Source organism: Sphingobacterium sp. UBA5789 (assembly GCF_002418355.1).
In the GTDB taxonomy this organism is placed as follows: domain Bacteria; phylum Bacteroidota; class Bacteroidia; order Sphingobacteriales; family Sphingobacteriaceae; genus Sphingobacterium.
This window is the reverse complement of the sequence record NZ_DIDX01000004.1, coordinates 739,454-760,696: the sequence shown is the minus strand read 5'-3', so window position 1 is coordinate 760,696 and position 21,243 is coordinate 739,454. Positions and strand designations below refer to the sequence as shown.

Sequence of the window (21,243 nt, the reverse complement as noted above, 5' to 3'; positions counted from 1 at the left end):
ATGAGCAATCTATTATCTTCCACTCCGGTAAAAGTACAGCAAATGTTGGAATCCTATTATGCAGAACAACAGTTACAACATTCCAAGAAAAGACAGTATATTTTGGAAAATATATTGTTACAGCGTGACTGGATTGATGCTGTAGATCTGTGGATCAGTATGCAACGTCATGTAAGTATCAGTTGTATATATCAAACCTTAAAACTATTAGTAAAAGCAGGGATTGTAGAACAGCGCACAGGAGAGGATCGTAAAACTCATTACCGGGCTTTGTTACAGATGAGCAGGCAGGCATAAACCTGAAACTTTTTATTGTACATTCTATTTAGAAAGATTTTAAATAGCTGATATTTCCTGAAAAAATCCTGTATCTTTAGCCCTAACGTAATCCTGTTTCATCTGTATGTTGATCAAAAGTAAAATAGAAGAATTAGATGAATGGCTTTTTATAGAAGAAATTCCTGATCTGTATATTCCGGATAAACCGTTGGTCGAAAAGCGGGTAGAAATCAAACGGGATCCGATTACGATGACCAATTTTCAGTTATCCACGAGCGGCCTCTTTATTTTACATACCAATATGCGCTTTGATCAACCTGTACATATCTATACAGAGGTTGAAGGAGAGGCTATTACCAGTCAGTTTATCTTTTACAAATCTATTGACAGTAAGTCGCAGTATGGGATGAGCAGACATAATATCCGTTATATTCCTACCGTCAAGTCCAGTCATGAAGTAAAGACAGGAGTGGATTACAGTTACTTTATTGCTGTGATATCTAAAGAATATTATCTCAACCTGATCAAACGGGATTCTTTAATTCACAGAGATTTTGTCAAGAATATAGAAAAGGGGCATTATACTTCTTTTGCGGAAGAGGATCTGATGGCTACATATGAGATGCAGCATACTATAGATGAACTTCTCACTTCAAAGAAAACGGGAGAGATCCGCAGACTGCATACTGAATCCCGCATCGTAGAATTGCTGATGTACCAATTTGAACAATATAATGAGCAGGGGACACCCAATAATGAACTTTTCAATGAAGATGATATATATCGTCTGGAAATGGCACGTCAGATACTGGAACAACGTATTGCAAATCCCCCCACGCAAAAAGAGCTGGCTTCTGAGGTGATGATGAGTGAAAGTAAGTTGCGGAAAGATTTTAAAGAGTATTTTTCTGTTACCATCCACGATTACCTGACACGCGTACGTATGGAAAAAGCGAGGATCTTACTGCTTGCCAAACAAATGACGGTATATGAAGTCGCACTACTTACAGGATTTGGTCATCAGAATAATTTCAGCAGTGCATTTAAAAAATACTACGGAATATCTCCGGGTGAGTTAAAAACATAAATATACACTGTAATTTAGAGTATACTCATTGCCGATATAAAAACAAAGTCCCCAAAATATTTTGGGGACTTTACTATATAATGGATGCCTTATTCAGCAGTCCATCCACCACCTAAAGCTCTGTAAAGATCTACTATGGCTGCCAGTTCAGCTTTTTTGAGCTGGGCAAGTTCAAGTTCACTCTGTAATACATTGCTTTGCGCTGTAATGACTTCCAGATAGGTTGCCATACCCGTTTCAAACAGAAGATCAGCATGTCCGATCGCGTTTCTCAATCTGTTGGTTCGGTCAGAAGCAATTACTTCCTTTTCTTTGAGCTTACGTATAGAGACCATCGCATCCGATACTTCTCCTACAGCGGTAATAACAGACTGTTTAAATCTGATAACACTTTTTTCCTGTTCAACACGAGATACTTCATATTGTGTACGTAATTGTTTGCGTTGCAATATGGGCTGTGTGATGCTGCCCGCCACAGATCCGAAAAGGGAAGCCGGCAGATTAAACCAATTGCTGGATTTGAATGCATTGACTCCGGCATCGGCACTTATCACCAGTGAAGGATACATACTTGCTTTTGCAGCTTGCTGATTCGCCTGAGCTGCTGCTATAGCTAGTTCTGCACTTTTTACATCTGGTCTGCGGCTCAGCATCGCTGCTGGAATACCGACCTGCAGATGCTCAGGGAGTGTAATGGTATTCAATGTTGCTGTCGTCGCAATGGCGTGTGGCAACTGACCACTAAGCACGCTGATGGCATTTTCCTGGATCTGTACCTGTTGTTCAAAATCCGGAATAAGAGCTGCAGCAGCCAGACGCTGCGCCGCTACCTGTTCTACAGCTAATGAACTGATATCACCGACTTCATATTGATATTGAACAATGCGTAAAGTACTATCACTCAGACGGAGATTTTTTTTCGCAATATCCTGCAATTGATAAAGCATTAACAATTGATAATATCCCTGTGCAACCTGAGAAACCAGCTGTGTCTGCACTACTTTACGGGCTTCTTCGGTCTGGAGATAAGATGCAAGTGCTGCGGCTTTTTGATTTTTGATCTTGCCCCAGATATCAGCCTCCCATGACAGCGACAGGGCAGCTGTATAATCTTCCACATGATTGGTGCCCAGGAACTGATTAAGGCTAAGCCCATTCATACTGTTGTTAGACGGGTTTGTACTGGTTGCATTGACTCGCAGCTGAAGATTCGGCAGATTTGCTGCTTTAGCCTGACTTAACATCAGTCTGGAAGCTTCAATATTTTTTACTGCAAGTTGCATATCCATATTCTGGCGGATGGCCGAATCTATTAATTGTTGCAGCATCGCATCCTCAAAAAATTCCCTCCAGGGAATGGAACCGATGGTATTTGTATCTGTCTTGAGCGCATCGCTATCCCGATAATTATCGGGAAGCGTGACCGGTACATGCGTAGCTAACCGCTCTGTCTTACATCCAAAGAGAATGAGAGAAATCAGAAAGAGACTTGCGCTATAGAATTTAATGTTCATATAAATAATGTATATAGAGTTGGACGTTAAGATTGAGAAGGATCGACCATCTGTAGTTCATGTCCTGTCAAAGCTGTAACTGCTGACCCGTTTTTCTTTTTAAAGTTTGGCTTTGATACTTTTTCCTGTAAGCTCTGAAAAATAATAAACAATACAGGTATGATAAATAGACCAAGCACTACTCCGGAAAACATACCTCCTGCAGCAGCAATACTGATAGAATGATTTCCCTGTGCGGAAGGTCCTGTAGCACCCATCATCGGAATCATACCTACAATAAAGGCTAATGAAGTCATGATAATAGGACGAAGACGGAGTTTCGCTGCTTCAAATGCAGATGCCGAGATAGAAAGACCTGTCCTACGCCTTTGAATGGCAAATTCTACAATCAGAATGGCATTCTTGGCCAGAAGTCCGATCAGCATGACAAGCGCAACCTGTACATAGATATTATTTGAAATACCAGTCATGCCGATAGCTGCGAATACGCCAAATATTCCGGTAGGAATAGAAAGGATTACGGCTAAAGGAATAATATAGCTTTCGTATTGAGCGGCCAACAGAAAGTATACAAAGACCAGACATAGAATAAAGATCACTGTAGACTGACCTCCTGATGTGATCTCTTCTTTGGTCATACCCGAGAACTCATAGGTAAATCCGGAAGGCAGGTGCTGAGCCGCAACTTCTTCCACTGCACGGATAGCATCTCCTGAACTGAAGCCCGGATTTGGAATCGCATTGATACCGATAGAGTTAAACAGATTATAACGGGAAGCGGTCTCCGGACCGTATACGCGGTTGAGCCTTACCAGGGTATTGATCGGTACCATCTCCCCAAATTTATTCTTCACATAAATACCGTCCATAGCCGAAGGTTCAGAACGTTCTGTCTTATCTGCCTGTAGCATGACACGGTAATACTTACCAAACCTGTTGAAATCTGATGCCTGTGCACTACCAAAGTACGACTGCATCGTCTGCAGAATATCTCTTGTGCTTACACTTAACTGTTCAGCTTTTACATCATCAACTTCCAGTTCGAATTGTGGATAATCTGCTCTGAATGTAGTAAAAGCCACCATAACTTCGGGACGCTGCATCAGTTGGCCGATGAATTTCTGACCTACAGTACTGAATTTACCGAGTTCACCTCCGGTACGATCCTGCAATACCATATCCAGTCCGTCAACGTTACTGAATCCCGGAACAGTAGGAAAGGTGAAGACAAAGAAATTCGCACCTTTAATTCCGGCCAGCTTTTGATTGATATCGCCCATTATGGCATTGATATCTTTGATATCTCCGCGTTGCTCATGAGGTTTGAGCAGAATAAAGGCCACTCCGGCAGATGGACTTGTCGATTGTGTCAGGATATTAAATCCGGAAAGTACATTGAGAGTCTTTGTAAACGGTGCATGTTGAAGTTGTTTTTCAGCTTCTTTTAAAGCCTGATTTGTGCGGTCTAATGACGCCCCTACAGGCATAGAAAGAGATATGGCAATAAAGCCCTGATCTTCAGAAGGAATAAATCCGGTAGGCGTTTTACGTACCATCTGTACGGTCAGCAACACCACAATAGCTAATCCTGTAATTCCTACCCATTTGTATTTGACCAGAAATCTGAGACTGCCGACATAGTTTTTGGTCAGACGGTCAAAACCTACGTTAAAACCAGCAAAAAACTTCTCTTTGAAAGATGTTTTCGGAGCCGGATGCTCGGAGTGCTGCGGTGCTTTCAGAAATAATGCACATAATGCAGGACTCAATGTCAGGGCATTAACGGCAGAAATAACAATGGCAATAGCCAGTGTAAAAGCAAACTGCCTGTAAAATACACCTGTAGATCCTTCCATAAAACCAATAGGCAGGAATACGGCAGACATGACCAGCGTGATAGAGATAATGGCTCCGGTGATTTCACTCATGGCTGAAGTTGTGGCCAGTTTTGGTGACAGGTGCGTATGTTCCATCTTCGCATGCACAGCCTCCACCACGACTATAGCATCATCCACTACGATACCGATAGCGAGGATCAATGCAAACAGGGTAAGCAAATTGATAGAGAAACCAAATAGCTGCATAAAGAAGAATGTTCCGATAATCGCTACCGGCACGGCAATAGCCGGAATAAGGGTGGATCTGAAGTCCTGAAGGAAAAGAAATACCACCAGAAAGACCAGTAAAAAAGCCTCTATAAGGGTATGCTGAACCTGACTGATGGATTGATCCAAAGCATCTTTAGTGTTGTAAAGCACTAAGTATTTTACACCTTTTGGAAAGTCTTTTTCCACTTTTTCCATTAATTGCTGTATAGCGATCTGGATCTCATTGGCATTAGAACCTGCCAACTGCATAATTCCGATATTGATACCTGCTTTTTCATTAATACGGGTATTACTACCGTAGGTATATGCGCCTAATTCTATACGGGCAACATCTTTGAGTCTAAGTATAGAACCGTCTGCATTGGAACGGATAATAATATTTTCATAATCCGCAGGTTGGTTTAATTTACCTTTGTATTTGATGACAAATTCAAATGCTTCGCGGCTGCTTTCTCCAAATTTACCCGGAGCAGCTTCTACATTTTTGTCCTGAATGGCACTCATGACTTCCGAAGGTGTCAGTTTGTAACTGGCCATTTGTTTCGGATTCAGCCATACACGCATAGAATAATCTTTACTACCACCGAAGATCAGCGCTTGTCCTACACCGGATATACGCTTCAATTCAGGAATAATGTTAATCTGTGCATAGTTATTCAGAAATGTCTGATCATAACGGCTCTCATCTTCTGTATAAAGATCGAGTACCATAATCAGACTGTTCTGTTGCTTAGCTGTAGTAATACCGGCCTGTACAACCTCACTTGGCAACTGGCTGGTCGCCTGTGCAACTCTGTTCTGCACGTTCACAGCGGCCTGGTCAGGATCTGTTCCTAATTTAAAGTAAACCGTGATCATCAGTGAACCGTCATTACTTGCTGTAGAGCTCATATAGCTCATGTTTTCCACCCCGTTGATGGATTCTTCAAGAGAAGGCGCTACAGCGCGCAGTACAGTCTCTGCATTGGCACCAGGATAGAGTGCTGTAACCTGTACAGCCGGAGGAGCGATATCCGGAAACTGTTGAAGAGGCAATCGAAGCATTCCCATTACGCCGAGGATTACGAGCAGGATGGAGATTACCGTCGCCAGTACAGGTCTTTCTATAAATTTTTTAAGCATAGTCTTTTGTGTATTTCAAAATATTATTTGTTGTCATCAACTTTTTCGGTCTGTGGAGCAATGACCTGTCCTTCCTGCAGCATGTCTATTCCTTTGACTACAATACGGTCACCTTCTTTCAATCCATCTTTTACCAGGTAATTAGTACCGGTTTTGCCCAGTACCTGAATAGGTTGTTGCATTACTTTGTTATCCTTGCCAACCGTATACACAAAGATCTTGTCCTGCATTTCAAGGGTAGCTGCAGCAGGAACCAATAAAGCCTGATCGATTGATTTACTCAATCTGATACGACCTGTATTCCCACTTCTCAACAATCCGTCCGGATTAGGAAAAGTAGCACGCAGGGTAATCGAACCTGTATTTTTATCGAATTGACCGTCTACCATATCTATTTTTCCGGTATGTTCGTAATTCTGCTGATCAGAAAGTACAAGCGTGACAGGAGGGAGGTTCTTTATTTTCTCTTCTATAGACTTTCCTTTTGCATTGTTCTTGAACTGAACGAAATCATTTTCACTAAGGGAAAAGTATACATGCAGATCTCTTATATCTGACAATCCTGTTAAAGCCTGTGCATCCATAGGCGTAATCAGGCTTCCCTGTTTCTTCTGCAGGCGACCGATATAGCCATCAGAAGAAGCCCGGATAAGGGTATATCCTACATTGATTTTGGCTGCTTCTATAGCAGATTTAGCCTGTTGTACACTTGCTTTTGCTGCGTTTCGCGCACTGACAGCTGTTTGCAGCTGAAAGTCTGTCAGAACTTTATTGTTCACCAGACGATTCTTTTTCTCCACTTCCAGCTCCGCATTTTCCAGTGAAGCCTGAGCCACCTGCAGATTGGCTTTTGCCTGATTCAACTGCTCCTGATAGGGCCTGTCGTTGATCTTAAACAGTAATTGACCTTTTGATACTTTTTGACCCTCATCTACATAGATATGATCCAGAATGCCTTCTATCTGAGGACGTATTTCGACATTGGCCAGTGCTTCTATAGATGCAGGATATTCCTGATATGTAGTTTCATCTGCCATCTGGATTGCCATTACTGGTAAAGCGGCAGGAGGAGTTGTCGCATCTGCTGGTTTACTGGTTCCGGTAGAGCAGCTATATAAGAGTGCTCCTGAGACATAAAATGCTATTTTAACACTATTAAAAGGTTTAACACTGTTAAATGATAAGCGATAGATCTCTAAAAGATTAGTAAATAGTGATTTTTTCATTATTAAATTAAGATTGTATGATGGATGCTAAATGCTCTGTTATATTTGTTTAACATAATTAAATATGCTAACACTGTTAATTAAATTGTAAAAATAAACTGCCATTGTACGACAGGATGGATATGTATTATTAAGTGAATTATATATTTAACACTGTTAAATTACCTAACAACGTATTTGTTAAAGGCAAAAAAAATTAATCTTTCAGCGATCGTGTGATACCATAAATAGCATCGCGTAATACCTGCTGATTGGTGGTATCGCCATTTCCCTGATTAACCAGATTAATAGATATTAGTCCATGAATAACGGACCAGAAAGTAAAGTACTTCCGGCATATCAATTCTTCTGAAGGCTCCTGATCTTTCATGATCTCCCGAATGACATCGCTTATTATCTTACCGTGCGATTCCACACAAAGGAAGGATTTTTCAAATCCGCAACATTGGGTACCTACACCAAACATGAGTTGGTATAGTTCCTTTTCTTCGAACGCAAAGTTCCAGTAGGTAAACCACATAGCTTCTAACTGTTTCTCCAGTTCTGCTTCCTGTAATTTAGCCTCTTTAACGCATATAGACAACATGATATATCCCTGATTAGCCAGTTCAATAAGGATGGCTTCCTTATTCGCAAAATACTCGTAGATCATGGGAGCAGTATATTCAATGATATCCGCTATCTTCCGCATACTCAACGCATGCCATCCCTCTTCCTTCACAATTTGAAGAGAGGCGTCCAGAATTTTACTTCTGTTTTCATCTTTGAGGCGTTGAATACGTTCTTTGCTACCCATTTTTAACTATATCAAGTTATTTAACATCGTTAAATGAATTGCAAACATCGAAAAAAAAATCATACAAAATGACATGATATTGTCATTAAGTAAATCATCCGAAGGGAGATTATAAAGGTTATGAATATAAAAATATTCTTTAAATGGGGGTGAAGACTATTTACATACCGGGAATCAGTACGCATTCCCGGTATGTAAAAAATTATTAAATATCAAGATCCTGCTGTAACCGTACATCATCAGATGCCGATCCTATACGGATCTTAAAGCTGCTGCCTGGCTCTAATACTTTTTTCATCTGTGCATTGATAATGGACAGATCGTCCTCTGTCAGTATAAATGAAACTGTTTTGGACTCACCTGTTTTCAGATGTACACGTTCAAAATGTTTTAATTGCTGTACTGGTTGTGATACGGATGCATACTGATTACGAATATACAATTGAGGCACCTCATCACCATCATATTTTCCCGTATTGCTCAATACAAATGATACCCGGTAATCCTTGTTGTCTTTTTGTATTTTAAGGTCTTTATATTCAAAGGCAGAGTAGCTTTTACCGTATCCGAATGCATAAAGCGGGGTTGCGGCTTCCTCTACATAGCGGTGATCCAAGGGGCTTTTGCGATTGTAATGAATGGGTATCTGCCCCACACTCCGCGGAACGGACAGCGGCATTTTTCCTGCAGGATTATAATCGCCGAAAAGTACATCGACAATTGCATGACCACCTTCCTGTCCGGGATACCAGGCACATAAGAGAGCATCAGCCTGCGTTGCAGCCCAATTCATATTCAACGGACGGCCCTGTATGTAGATGACAATAATAGGTTTGCCTGTTTGCTTTAAAGCCTTTAACAATTCCATCTGTCTGCCGAGAAGATCAAGAGTGGAACGGTCAAATCCTTCTCCGCTTTCCATATCGCTTACATTTTTATCTGAGGCTACTGCAGCACCTGTGGATATATATTCAGTCTTGAAATCGCGGGCACTGGAGCCTCCCACAACAGCCACAATGACATCTGATTGCTGTGCAACTGCAACTGCAGCAGCAATATCACTGTTAGTCGTATCTCGTATAGCACATCCCTTCGCATAGGATACCTGTGCTTTAGGAAGTCTTGCCGATATAGCCTGACGGACAGTAGTTACAGCCCCATCGGGTTGTGGAGCAGTATAATCGCCCAACATATTGTATACATTGTCCGCATTAGGGCCTACGATAGCGATCTTGACATCTTTGCGAAGTGGAAGAATATTGTTTTTATTCTCCAGTAATACAATAGATTCTCTGGCTACCTGTCTTGATAAGGCAATATTTGCTTCGGTTTTGACTTCTTTTTTTGCTGTTTTCGCTTCTACAAATGGCTTTTCAAAAAGTCCCATTTCAAATTTTAATGCCAATACTCTGCTTACAGCCTGATTAATACTGTTTTCCTGAATTTCTCCATTTTTGACAGCCTCGATCAGTTTGAAATAAGCATTGCCTCCGAGATCCGTATCAAGCCCTGCTTCTATGGCCAATATAGCGGCCTGTTTGTGATCTTTGGCTACACGGTGACTTCCCTTTATACCTTCGATACTGCCCAGATCGGAAACTGTAAATCCGTTAAAATTCCATTCCTGACGAAGGATATCCGTCAGCAAAAATTTGTTAGAAGAGCAGGGGATACCATCTACAGAATTGTAGGCCGCCATTACAGATTTTGCTCCTGCGGCTACAGCTGACTGAAACGGGGGTAGAAAGTATTCTCTGAGTTCGCGTTCGCCTACGCTGGCTGCACTTCCGTTATGTCCGCCTTCAGGAATACCGTAAGCAACAAAATGCTTCAGCGTAGGAATAGTGGCAAACGGATCGGCAAGTTTACCTGACCCTAATCCTTTGACTATAGCCGCAGCCAGCGTACCGGTCAGCACAGGATCTTCGCCATAGCTTTCTTCTACACGTGACCAGCGGGGATCGCGGGATAAATCTAAAACAGGACCATAGCTGATATGAGCCCCTTGCTGCCTGACTTCTTTTGCCACTGTAGCAGACATTTTTTGTAATAAAGCCGGATTCCAGGTAGAGGCCTGACCGATACCTGTCGGAAATACGGTCGTACCAATGGCCATATGACCATGGGGAGCTTCTTCAGCAAGAAAGACAGGAATACCAAGACGCGTATTCTCTATGATATACTTTTGTAAAGCGTTTGCAGCTTCAGCAGAAAGTTGCGGATTAAGACCGTTAGCAATTGTTTTTTGCGTCCAGGGATCAGCTCTGAAGGTAGCCCATAACATTCCGATATGTTTACTGGCTACGATATCTTTGAATTTTTGTGATACAGTCGCTGTATTTCCTTTTCGTTCATACATTTCCCAGCCAAGCGGGCAAAGTAACTGACCTACTTTTTCTTCAAGCGTCATACGCTGAATCAAATCCCGGGTTCTTATCTCAACGGATTGGGATGCGTCTTTGTAAACAGGTTTTTGGGCAGCTAATGGTAAAGGGACGGATAGCAATAAAGCATAAATAGCAACAGATAGTTTCCTCATGAATTAGTAGTAATGTAAGTTTGGTTTAATTTGTTTGTAATAAGTGATTTATGTTTTCTCTAGTTTAGCTTTTGTTGATGTTAATTTTTTGTGGGACTGTAGGTGTCTAAGCCTGCATCAAATGCATCAAATAGCGCCTTTAGTTCTTGTGCTTTTTCCGGAAATTCATGTATAACATTCGTTCGTTCACTTGGATCATAGGAAACATTAAATAACTCTTTTGCGGCTTCGTACGGTTTGCCGGAATTGTTATTCACACCAGCTGGAAGTTCTCTGTATTTCCAGCTTCCTTTTCTTACGGCTTCTACTTTTCCATGATTCACCAGATAAATTGGCCTGTGGTCTGCTGTTATATTTTCCGATTCAGAAGTCAGCAAACCAGCAATAGATTGTCCGTCTAATATTCGGGATGCCGGAACGGAAGCTCCTGTCCATTCTGCCAATGTAGGTAAGATATCGACATTACTGATCGCATTACGGAGCGTGAGTCCTTCGGGTGTGTGGTTCTTCCAGTATGTAATAAACGGGACACGTACACCACCCTCATAAGTTTGTGCTTTTGATCCTCTGAATACTCCGGCTGTACCTACATGCCAGTTTTTGGTTTTGTGATCGCCGCTCATACGGACAGGATATTCGATCCATGGACCATTATCACTGGAAAACATAAAGATGGTATTGTCTGCAAGTCCCTGTTCTTCCAGGCTGGCCCACATGATCTCGAGTTGTCTGTCCAGATCTTCCAGCACAGCGCCCAGCGGACCAGCAAAATGCAGGTCTTTCATACGGCCTGATTCCGCAGAAAAGGCAACCGGAAGGTGCGGCATATTATGTGCATAATAAAGAAAAAAAGGCTCGCCTTTCTTTTGCTGGCGAATATATTGCGTCACTTCTTCTGTATAAATACGGCTAAGGGCAGAATCTGCAGGCCGACTGACAACAGGAGTCTGATTTCTGAATATTTTGATGGTGGTGTCGGTTTTGACATAAGGATCTCGGTAGTCATGACTGTAGAGCATGCCGTAGAAATAATCAAAGCCCTGTTTGTTAGGTAAGTATTCTCCATGATCACCTAGATGCCATTTACCTATCAAAGCTGTATGATATCCTTTTTCTTTAAGCATTTCTGCAATGGTCACTTCCTGAGCAGGCAGGCCGTTTTTAGCGCCAGGACCTATAGGATCAGGCAGGTTATAACGGGAGGCATATCGTCCGGTCAGCAGTGATGCACGGGAAGGTGTACAGGAAGGACTCGTTACCATATAGTCTGTAGCACGAACTCCTTTAGAAGCCATTTTATCTAAAAAAGGAGTCGCAATACTCGGATTTCCGTAACAACCCAGATCTGAATAGCCCAGATCATCCGTCAGAACAAAAATAATATTAGGTTTTTGTTGTGTATATCCAGCTATAGAAATCAGACATAGTAGATATAAAAGTATAGGTTTGAGATTCATGTGCTAAAAATATAGAATAAATTATTAAAATCAGAAACAGACAGCTTAATGCTTTTTTAGGTAAACCAATAGCAGCATTATAATGCTGCAGCTATCAATTCTAATTGTTCATTAGCTTTTAAAGAAATAGTGTACGTATTCTTTTCTTTTACAAGAGATTTGCCGTTTTTTTCTTTTAAATCTTCTGCGGATCTGATATGTAATATTCCGGTATGATTTGCTTTGATCTTTACGGATTTTAAGTGACCATGTTCTTTACGGGCACTAATAACAAATCCTCCTTCAGTAAGTAGATTGGTAAAGGAAACATCTGTCCATGATGCCGGGACAGCGGGAAATATTTCTATATAGCCGGACTTGCTTTGCAGCAGCAGTTCATGTATACCCTGTGCAAACGCAAAATTGCCTTCCAGTGTAAAAGGTCTGTATGTAAATCCTGAATATTGTCCACCCTTTTGATCTCCATTGAGATGAAAAGAATTTGTTGAGCAAAAATTACCTGCAAATTTCTGAAGATTGTTTACGGCCTTATCTGCCTCTTTGGCTCTGGCATGGAGACATGCCATCCAGCTAAAAGAGTAACCTACCCATGTACGCGTACCCAATTTTTCCAGATGTCTCAATGAATTAAGAATGACCGGAGCATCCTTGGAATTATTAATATCCAGCCTTGCCAGCGGATAAATAGCCATATAGGGGGACATATGCCTGTGAGAATGTTCCATACGTACATCCGGCGCCATTAGCATCCCGCTTTCATCTACTGCATAATCAGGTAATTGCGAAGCAATCTTCGTCCATTCCGCAACCTCATTCTGATGCCCTGCAGCAGCACTTACTTCTGCTGCTGCATCAAACAGAAAATGTGCTAATCCCAAATCAAAATTGGTCCAGTCTTTAAACCATGCGTTTATACTGTTATCATTATATTCCGGACTGGAACTTAAAGGTAAATAACGCTTTCCTTCCCGTAGTTCTGTAATATTTTTCAGATAAGTAGCCGCTGCAATAATATATGGATAGGCTCTTTCTTTTAAAAAAGTATCATCCATACTATATTTCCACTGCCAGTAAAAATGCTGAGCAGTCCATGCACTTACAGTAGGAGAGAGCGAATATTGTATCCATCCGCCCATAGGCAAACCATTTAGAGTGAGTACACCCGGAATATTTAATCCTTCTACTCCAAAGTAATGTTTAGTGTAATCCATATTAACCTCCCGAATACGCCAGAGCCAGTCCGTATAGGTCGCAGCTTCAGCCAGCCTGTTACCGGTATAAGCCGGCCAATAGCTGAGTTGCGTATTCAGGTCATTGTGAAAATCACCTTTCCACGGTGGAAGACCTCCGTTATCGGCTGTCCATACAGCCTGTAAAGTTATGGCCGGAGCATCTTTACGGGCGACTGCACCAAGTTTGTACATGTCCAGATAATACTGACGCTGCAATAAGGTGTCAGGAAGGGAAACGGAAGACATATTCCAGTAATTATCCCACCAAGTAAGATGGCTCTTTTGTAAAGCCTGCTGAGATTTTTCATTCATCTTTTTGGAGATGTCTGCCTTTTGGTTCTTGCTTACAGTCCACATACCGATCAGTTTATCCTTTCCGGATCTTCTCCATTCCAGCTCTACTTCATAAAAATTATTTTCATAAGTTGGCTGATGAAGCAGTTGTTGCTGTGCAGAATTCTTTAATACACCCTGCTTATAACCTAATCTGGCTAAATGCTGTCCTTCTACAACACTTGCCTGAGTTGTGCCGTTTCCTTTTGCTTCATACTGATGTGGCAGTAATCGGGGAATCAGACTTTCTATCTGCTCTGCCCGTATTTCAAAATAGCCAACCGGTTCGGTTGCATGTATGTAACACTTGAACGTGTTTCCGTTATCAAATACAATTGTGTTTTCAGCTCTCCGGATATCCAGTGTATTGCTGATTACTTTGCCCAATACCGAAAGATCAAAAGACATCGCTGCAGCAGGTAGCTTGGTAGGATAGGGAGATGCGTCATAGGGAGCATCTCCCCATTGCTGTACCGTTTCATAAGTTTTACTATTTACATGTTGTTGTACCCAACTGAAATTATGCTGTTCCCATTCAAAGGCTTTTCTTTCATCCCAGAGATCTGCACGATCCAGAGATAAGCGAAGTGTATTATCCTTTTGCCATATCAGAGCTCCTAACATACCATTTCCCAGCGGAATAGCCTCGTCCCATCTTGTGGCGAGGTGATCAGACTGCAGATTATATTCCTTCATGTTTTGCGCAGACAATTGCAGCACAGCATTAATCGTCACATACAACAGGATAGATTTCTTTATATTCATAATTGATAAGGGGTAGAATTTATAAAGTTAAAGCTTTGTAATAGTAAGAATTACACTTATTTTAACCATTATAGCAACTAAATTGACATTTTTCAAGCTGTTTTATTGAATGTTTAATATTTCCTAATCGGCTAATTAAGTTGTAGATATGGTTAATTTCGGTTTACTAAGGTTGAGAGCAATCTCTTATCTTTATAGATTCAATCTATCTTAAATTATTATAAACCTTATGAATTCTAACCGAAGAGATTTTATCAAACTCGCCGGACTTTCCAGTCTAAGTGTACTCAGCAGCAGCCTGTTGGTGCAAGCCAATACCTCTTTACCTGCAACCAGTGAAAATAACAAGTTGGCAGGAATCAAAACATTTAATATGTGTGGTTTCCAGGCTCCTAAACTTGAAAAAGTAAGAGTTGGCTTTATAGGTGTTGGCAATCGCGGTTCAGGTGCGGTATATCGGATGAACCATATCGATGGCGTGGAAATAAAAGCCATCAGTGATATCCGCAGAAATGTAGCAGAGCGTTCACTTAAAAACGTATCAGGCGCTGCACCCGATATATATGCAGACAAGGAAGATGAATGGAAGAAACTTTGTGACCGTAAAGATATTGACCTTGTGTATATCTGTACACCCTGGCATTTGCATACACCTATGGCTGTATACGCAATGAAAGCCGGGAAGCATGTCGCTATAGAAGTGCCGGCTGCTACAACAGTTGAAGAGTGCTGGCAGTTGGTCGAAACTTCCGAAGCAACAAAAAAGCACTGTATGATGCTTGAAAATTGTTGCTATGATTTCTTCGAATTGATGACACTCAATATGGCGAGACAAGGTGTGTTTGGTGAAATATTACATGGTGAAGGCGCATATATCCATGATCTTCTGGATAGCAATTTTGGCAAGGATTCTTATTATGATATGTGGCGCCTGAAAGAAAACTTCCGTAATGGTAATCTATATCCTACACATGGACTGGGACCGGTATGTCAGATCATGGATATTAATCGTGGCGATCAGATGGATTACCTGACTTCTGTTTCTACTAATGATTTCAGCATGTCTGCCCGCGCAAAGGAATTAGCGGCCAAAGACGAGTTTTATAAGCAGTTTGCGAATAAGCAATTCAGAGGGAATATGAATACAACTACAGTCCGTACCCATAAGGGAAGGACTATTATGTTGCAACACGATGTATCAAGTCCTCGTCCGTATTCCCGTATTCATGCTATAAGTGGTACAAAAGGATATGCACAGAAATGGCCTGAACCGGGGAAGATTGCCTTTGGACATGACTGGATTTCTGCAGACGAAATGAAGAAACTAGAACAGCAGTATACTCCTGAAATTGTATTGAAAGTAGGAGAGATGGCTAAGAAAGTCGGTGGTCATGGTGGTATGGATTTTATGATGGACTGGAGACTGATCGATTGCCTGAGAAACGGACTTGCATTGGATCAGGATGTATATGATGCTGCACTTTGGAGTGTCATCGGTCCACTGAGTGAAAAATCTGTCAAAAACAGGTCTAATTCAGTAGATATACCAGACTTTACAAAAGGAGCCTGGAAGACTAATCAACCGGTAGAACTTACCCTGAAAGGTGGAGGAACTACAGGAGTTAAGGGCAAATAATAAATATCATGAAATCCCGGAAGTTCTTCCGGGATTTCATGATTATACACATCTGTACGTATGGCACATTCTTATTTAAAGGCATTAATTTATCTATTTGTATCTGCATCCACTCTTGTTGCAGAAGGACAACAAGAAAAACCAAATATCATTTATATCTATGCAGACGATCTGGGATATGGTGAAATAGGAGCTTACGGGCAAAAGCTTATAGAGACTCCTCATCTGGACCGCATGGCTGATGAAGGAATGAAGTTTACACAGCATTATACTTCTTCTCCGGTATGCGCACCTGCCAGAGGTATGCTCCTGACGGGAAAGCACGGCGGACATGCTTATATTCGCGGCAATTATGAAATGGGTGGATTTACAGATTATACAGAAGGCGGACAGATGCCGTTACCGGAAGGAACCTTTACGATACCTCTAATGTTAAAAAATGCCGGCTATGCAACAGGTATTATAGGTAAGTGGGGCCTGGGAATGATAAATACTACAGGAGATCCTAATAAGCAGGGATTTGATTATGCATACGGATATCTGGATCAGAAACAGGCGCACAATTATTATCCGACCCACCTCTGGGAAAACGGGAAATGGGATACCTTACGAAACAAAGAAGTTAATATGCATGTGCGGATTAATCCGCAGACAGCTACTGAGGCTGACTTTCAAAAATACGAAGGACTTGATTATGCACCTGAGAAGATGACGGAAAAAGCTTTGGCATTTATAGATCAGCATCAGCATAAACCTTTTTTTCTCTATTTGCCCTATACTATCCCTCATGTAGGTCTTCAGGCTCCTCAGGAGTGGGTAGAAAAATATATAGGTAAATTCAAAGAAGAAAAACCATACTATGGAGAACAAGGCTACAACCCTTCCAGATATCCGTTGTCGACCTATGCCGCTATGATCAGTTATCTGGATGCACAGGTAGGACTTGTAATGGACAAAATCAAAAATCTGGGACTGGACGGGAATACCATTATTATGTTTTCCAGTGACAACGGGGCTACCTTTAACGGAGGTGTGCAGGCCAAATATTTCAACAGCTTAAGAAATCTCCGGGGATATAAAATGGATCTTTTCGAAGGCGGCATACGAGAGCCTTTTATTGTCAGGTGGCCTGGTAAAATAAAAGCAGGTACACAAAGTGACCTTATTTCCGTGCAGTACGATATGATGGCCACATTTGCTGAATTGGCGCAGACTGAAACTAACTATACCGACGGAATTTCGTTATTGCCCACACTAACAGGGCAAACAGAGAAGCAGCAACAACGGGAATATATCTATTTCGAGTATCCTGAAAAAGGAGGACAGGTAGCTGTCAGAATGGGACAATGGAAGGCTGTACGTATTGATGTGAAGAAAGATAAAAATAGTCCGTGGATGTTGTTTAATCTGATGGAAGATCCTTCAGAACAGCGTAATGTTGCACTGCAACATCCGGATATTATAAAAAGAATGGATGAAATCCAGCAGCGGGAGCATCAGAATTCACACATTCTGGAATGGGAATTTTTGAATAATAAAATGAAAAAGTAGTGCTGTTGTAGTTGCCGACTATCTCTTCGTCTGCTACTACAATACTGATATAGCCGTAATTTGTTTTCTGAATAGGGCTGGAGACATACCGTATTCATTTTTAAATGCGACAGAGAAGGAGGAAGGTGTTGCATACCCGATCTGATAGGCAATTTCTTTAAGGGAATAGTCCTGCTGTTCAATAAGGTTACGGGCTTTTTCCATACGCACGGTGTTGGCATATTCAAAAATACCTTTACCATATAACTGTTTGAAACCCTTTTTTAGTTTGAATTCATTTATAGCAAACTTTCTGGACAGAAATGTAATCGTAAAAAATTGCTCAGAATTGAGGACTATAAATTCCTCTACCTTTTGTAAAATATGAACATCCTCTTTTCTCCATATAAGGATTGAGCTTTCAGGTACCACAGTCTCATATTCTCCAATCTTAAAAAGAATGCTCAGCAGATACAGGATTTTGCTTTTGATAAAATAAAATCTGCTTACACCGTCCAGTTCACAATTACGTATTTCGTCGAGTATAGAAATGGTTTCCTTACTAAGCGGAATACCCCTGTCAAAGAGTATAGCGTATTGGTTTTCATTTATCTTGCGGACAAATTCCATTAGTGCCGGATTTGCATTAGCCCATTCGTTAAAAAAGGAAAAAGATACATATATATCCAGGTTATGATAAGCGATGTCTTTTTTAAATTCTATCTGAACCTTAGATTCAGGAGGAGTGTAATAAATATAACTATGGAAAGGCAAATACACGTTAGGGTGAGTATTGATTATATCCTGCACAGTGATTGTATTAAATAAAAAACTGATCTCGATATATGAATTTCCTTTCGTTATAAAATGATGCGTGTAATCATTTTTATAGCTGAAATTGTAATCCCTTACTATAAATTCCTCGCAATCATATATATAACCTGTACTGAATTGCCCCAGATCATTTTCTAAAACTTTAGTCTGATAGTTTTGAAGTGGCTCCTCTGTTTTTGGAAGTGTATCTATTTCGAAGAAATGTATGATCTGAGTTTGCGGATTTTCCATGACTGCAAAGTCCTCCTGAATTAAAAAGTAATTATACCAACTGCAAAACATCCTTTTAGATCTGAATTATATTTTTGCGCTGTTATCGCAAACTTAATTAAACTAATTCTAAATAAAGAAAAAGATGCAACTTAAATCAACTGTAAAAAACCTGTTCCTGCTTGTTCTTATGTTTCTGCTTATGCCAGCAGATATATGGGCTCAGGGAACAGGCCGTATAGAAGGGAAATTGACAAATTCAAAGCAACAGCCGCTGGCAGATGTCGTAATGCTATTAAATAACGGTGTGCAGAGCGCAACTTCGGATGCCGAAGGATATTTTCATTTTGATAATCTTAGGGACGGTCATTATACCATAAAAGCCACCTATTTCGATGCTGTAGACGAAAAAAAGGTAGAGATTAAAGGAGGGGAAAGTATAAAACTCGATTTTGTACTCGGTCATCAGATCCGTCAGTTAGATTCTGTTTCCATCAGTGTAAACAGAAAATCAATACCTTCTTCTACATTACGTTTATCCGAAAATCTGCTTGTCACGCCACAAAATATAGTCGTTATAGATCAGCAGCTTATTTCCGATCAGATTATACTCTCTACTGCTGAAGGTTTTACAAAAAATATAAGCGGAGCCCGGACTATTTATCATCAGGAAGAGGGAAGTGTCGGTATTGCTGTGCGCGGATACACCGCATCCAACCTTAGAAACGGAATGGATGTAAGCGGAAGTTTCGGACCTTTGCGTGAGGACATGGCTTTTGTAGAACGTATTGAATTTGTAAAAGGTCCGGCCGGATTTATGATGGGAAATACACAACCCGGAGGATTTTATAATGTGGTGACCAAGACACCAAAAGGAAATGGTGCAAACTCGGCACAACTAACTTTAGGAAGTTTCGGACTCTACCGGGCGCAGGCGGATATAGACAGTAAGTTATCCAAAGACGGTAAATTTTTAGGACGCTTTAACCTGATGGGCACTAAAAAAGGATCACATATGATGAATGTATCCAATGAACAATTTGTACTGAATCCGTCATTTAAATATATTGCCTCCGACAAAACAGATCTGACAGTCGAATACATTTATTCACAGAACAATTTTACAGGCGGATTTGCCAAATATGCATATGGTCTCAAAGGTTTCAAAGAGCTGCCACGCTCCTTTAATTTTGGCGATCCTATTCTGGATCCAACAGTTGTAAAAGAACATAATATCTTCGGGACGGTCAATCACCTGATATCTGACAATTGGATGCTGACAGCAAAGTTTGGCTATATTAGTTCAGCAATGGAAGGCGAGTCCCTTTATGCGAGATACAATACAATAGATAGTACAGGGTCAGTAGATCGAGGATTGAGTGTGAATGATGCCTTGAATACCTCTACTGTAGGGCAGGTATTTACAAAAGGTAAATTTAATATAGGAACTGTTCAGAATAATGTATTAATAGGTCTTGATATGGGAAGCAAGTTTTATGTCGCAGACTGGTCTGAAGTCCCCGGATTAGTAGGAGGCAAATTCAATATCTATAATCCCGTATTCGGAAATCTGACAAAAAGCAATCTGCCATCATATGACAGAAACAAACCTTTACGGGAAAGAGGTGCTGCAACACTTACTGAATACACCTATTATTCCGTGCATTTTCAGGAAGAAATGCACCTGATAAAGGACAAACTGAGATTAGGAGCTGGTTTGAGGTATACGACAACCAGTAAAATCAGTAAAGCCTCTGATGGCAAACGGGTTAATAATAATGCCCTCACGCCACGCTTTAGCATTACCGGTATCCTTCGTCCCGATCTGACACTCTATGCACTTTACGATCAGAGTTTTCAGGAACAAGTCGGAACACAGGTAAACGGAGATCCGGCAGATCCTTCAAGAGGAATTAACACAGAAGCAGGCCTGAAAAAAACATGGTTTGACGGTAGTCTGATGACAGGTATCACTGCTTATCATCTCACAAAAACCAATGTACTTACTTCTGCAGGACCCGACAGACCTAATCTTGTAGAGCAGTCTGGGGAAGCGACATCCAAAGGAATAGAAGTCGATATAAACGGAAAGATAGACAGAGCCTGGAATATTATGCTTAATTATGCATATACAGACGCGAAGATATCCAAGGATAACGATGCTGCTAAAATAGGGCAGATGCTGTACGGAACAGCACGTCACATTGCTAATAGCTGGCTTACCTATACTGTTACGGATGGCGGGCTCAGAGGGTTCGGCATTTCTACAGGATTTGAATTACAGACCAAACGTGCAGCATGGCCAGTCACAAAAGAGAAATATCTTCCGGATAATTTTTTCTCAATCGATGCCGGCATGTCTTATAAGAGAGATAACTATAACATCGCTCTTGTGGTCAATAATGTGACCAATAGATATAATTACGTAGGTTTTTATCCGGGAGCCTGGGGATACAAGCATTATGGATGGAGAGCTATGCCGCCCACAAATTTCAGATTGAGTCTGGGTTACAGTTTCTAACGGAGACAGACAGCTTAGCAATCATTATGAACGGATTTTTAAAAGACCATGCTG

General features: G+C 41.0%; 13 protein-coding genes. 5 read left to right on the top strand and 8 right to left on the bottom strand.

Annotated elements, in window-relative coordinates:
* Together B4B65_RS12580 and B4B65_RS12575 are read left to right on the top strand one after the other, a co-directional pair.
* Positions 1–297 carry a transcriptional repressor gene (locus B4B65_RS12580; RefSeq protein WP_201679373.1) on the top strand — a complete coding sequence of 99 codons (297 nt, stop codon included), beginning with the start codon at positions 1–3 and terminating at the stop codon, positions 295–297.
* A gap of 106 nt (positions 298–403) precedes the next feature.
* Positions 404–1,366 carry a helix-turn-helix transcriptional regulator gene (locus tag B4B65_RS12575; protein ID WP_201679372.1) on the top strand — a complete coding sequence of 321 codons (963 nt, stop codon included), beginning with the start codon at positions 404–406 and terminating at the stop codon, positions 1,364–1,366.
* Positions 1,367–1,455: 89 nt separating this feature from the next.
* Here B4B65_RS12575 and B4B65_RS12570 read toward each other — a convergent pair whose 3' ends face one another.
* The 7 genes from B4B65_RS12570 to B4B65_RS12540 all read right to left on the bottom strand — a co-directional run bounded on the left by B4B65_RS12570 (position 1,456) and on the right by B4B65_RS12540 (position 14,458).
* Positions 1,456–2,880 carry an efflux transporter outer membrane subunit gene (locus tag B4B65_RS12570; RefSeq protein ID WP_293915943.1) on the bottom strand — a complete coding sequence of 475 codons (1,425 nt, stop codon included), beginning with the start codon at positions 2,878–2,880 and terminating at the stop codon, positions 1,456–1,458.
* Positions 2,881–2,906: 26 nt separating this feature from the next.
* Positions 2,907–6,110 carry an efflux RND transporter permease subunit gene (locus B4B65_RS12565; RefSeq protein WP_293915942.1) on the bottom strand — a complete coding sequence of 1,068 codons (3,204 nt, stop codon included), beginning with the start codon at positions 6,108–6,110 and terminating at the stop codon, positions 2,907–2,909.
* A gap of 23 nt (positions 6,111–6,133) precedes the next feature.
* A complete protein-coding gene (locus B4B65_RS12560) occupies positions 6,134–7,336 on the bottom strand; it encodes an efflux RND transporter periplasmic adaptor subunit (RefSeq protein ID WP_293915941.1) in 1,203 nt (400 codons plus the stop codon).
* A 196-nt stretch (positions 7,337–7,532) separates the two neighbouring features.
* Positions 7,533–8,132: a TetR/AcrR family transcriptional regulator gene (locus B4B65_RS12555; protein WP_293915940.1), complete on the bottom strand. Its 600-nt coding sequence runs from the start codon at positions 8,130–8,132 to the stop codon at positions 7,533–7,535.
* Positions 8,133–8,337: 205 nt separating this feature from the next.
* The gene (locus B4B65_RS12550; protein WP_293915939.1) at positions 8,338–10,671 is read right to left on the bottom strand and encodes a glycoside hydrolase family 3 N-terminal domain-containing protein; all 2,334 of its coding nucleotides are present in this window, start codon (positions 10,669–10,671) and stop codon (positions 8,338–8,340) included.
* 80 nt (positions 10,672–10,751) lie between these two features.
* On the bottom strand, positions 10,752–12,128 hold the full coding sequence (locus B4B65_RS12545) for a sulfatase-like hydrolase/transferase (protein ID WP_293915938.1): 1,377 nt from the start codon (positions 12,126–12,128) through the stop codon (positions 10,752–10,754).
* Between the two features lie 77 nt (positions 12,129–12,205).
* The gene (locus B4B65_RS12540; protein WP_293915936.1) at positions 12,206–14,458 is read right to left on the bottom strand and encodes a glycosyl hydrolase family 95 catalytic domain-containing protein; all 2,253 of its coding nucleotides are present in this window, start codon (positions 14,456–14,458) and stop codon (positions 12,206–12,208) included.
* A 229-nt stretch (positions 14,459–14,687) separates the two neighbouring features.
* Here B4B65_RS12540 and B4B65_RS12535 point away from each other — a divergent pair, with 229 nt between their 5' ends.
* Both B4B65_RS12535 and B4B65_RS12530 read left to right on the top strand, forming a co-directional pair.
* Positions 14,688–16,094 (top strand): Gfo/Idh/MocA family protein, encoded by a 1,407-nt coding sequence (locus B4B65_RS12535; RefSeq protein WP_293915934.1) that lies wholly within the window; start codon positions 14,688–14,690, stop codon positions 16,092–16,094.
* A 60-nt stretch (positions 16,095–16,154) separates the two neighbouring features.
* Positions 16,155–17,645 carry an arylsulfatase gene (locus B4B65_RS12530; protein ID WP_293915933.1) on the top strand — a complete coding sequence of 497 codons (1,491 nt, stop codon included), beginning with the start codon at positions 16,155–16,157 and terminating at the stop codon, positions 17,643–17,645.
* Positions 17,646–17,681: 36 nt separating this feature from the next.
* On the opposite strand, the gene B4B65_RS12525 is transcribed toward B4B65_RS12530, so the two are convergent.
* The gene (locus B4B65_RS12525) at positions 17,682–18,689 is read right to left on the bottom strand and encodes an AraC family transcriptional regulator (RefSeq protein WP_293915931.1); all 1,008 of its coding nucleotides are present in this window, start codon (positions 18,687–18,689) and stop codon (positions 17,682–17,684) included.
* A 181-nt stretch (positions 18,690–18,870) separates the two neighbouring features.
* Here B4B65_RS12525 and B4B65_RS12520 point away from each other — a divergent pair, with 181 nt between their 5' ends.
* Entirely contained in the window at positions 18,871–21,189 is a 2,319-nt protein-coding gene (locus tag B4B65_RS12520) for a TonB-dependent receptor (protein ID WP_293915930.1), read from the top strand.
* The last annotated feature ends 54 nt before the right edge of the window (positions 21,190–21,243 follow it).

Coding starts and splice junctions, on each gene's coding strand:
- B4B65_RS12580 (WP_201679373.1), top strand. CDS start 1: ATGAGCAATCTATTATCTTCCACTCCGGTAAAAGTACAGCAAATGTTG.
- B4B65_RS12575 (WP_201679372.1), top strand. CDS start 404: ATGTTGATCAAAAGTAAAATAGAAGAATTAGATGAATGGCTTTTTATA.
- B4B65_RS12570 (WP_293915943.1), bottom strand. CDS start 2,880: ATGAACATTAAATTCTATAGCGCAAGTCTCTTTCTGATTTCTCTCATT.
- B4B65_RS12565 (WP_293915942.1), bottom strand. CDS start 6,110: ATGCTTAAAAAATTTATAGAAAGACCTGTACTGGCGACGGTAATCTCC.
- B4B65_RS12560 (WP_293915941.1), bottom strand. CDS start 7,336: ATGAAAAAATCACTATTTACTAATCTTTTAGAGATCTATCGCTTATCA.
- B4B65_RS12555 (WP_293915940.1), bottom strand. CDS start 8,132: ATGGGTAGCAAAGAACGTATTCAACGCCTCAAAGATGAAAACAGAAGT.
- B4B65_RS12550 (WP_293915939.1), bottom strand. CDS start 10,671: ATGAGGAAACTATCTGTTGCTATTTATGCTTTATTGCTATCCGTCCCT.
- B4B65_RS12545 (WP_293915938.1), bottom strand. CDS start 12,128: ATGAATCTCAAACCTATACTTTTATATCTACTATGTCTGATTTCTATA.
- B4B65_RS12540 (WP_293915936.1), bottom strand. CDS start 14,458: ATGAATATAAAGAAATCTATCCTGTTGTATGTGACGATTAATGCTGTG.
- B4B65_RS12535 (WP_293915934.1), top strand. CDS start 14,688: ATGAATTCTAACCGAAGAGATTTTATCAAACTCGCCGGACTTTCCAGT.
- B4B65_RS12530 (WP_293915933.1), top strand. CDS start 16,155: ATGGCACATTCTTATTTAAAGGCATTAATTTATCTATTTGTATCTGCA.
- B4B65_RS12525 (WP_293915931.1), bottom strand. CDS start 18,689: ATGGAAAATCCGCAAACTCAGATCATACATTTCTTCGAAATAGATACA.
- B4B65_RS12520 (WP_293915930.1), top strand. CDS start 18,871: ATGCCAGCAGATATATGGGCTCAGGGAACAGGCCGTATAGAAGGGAAA.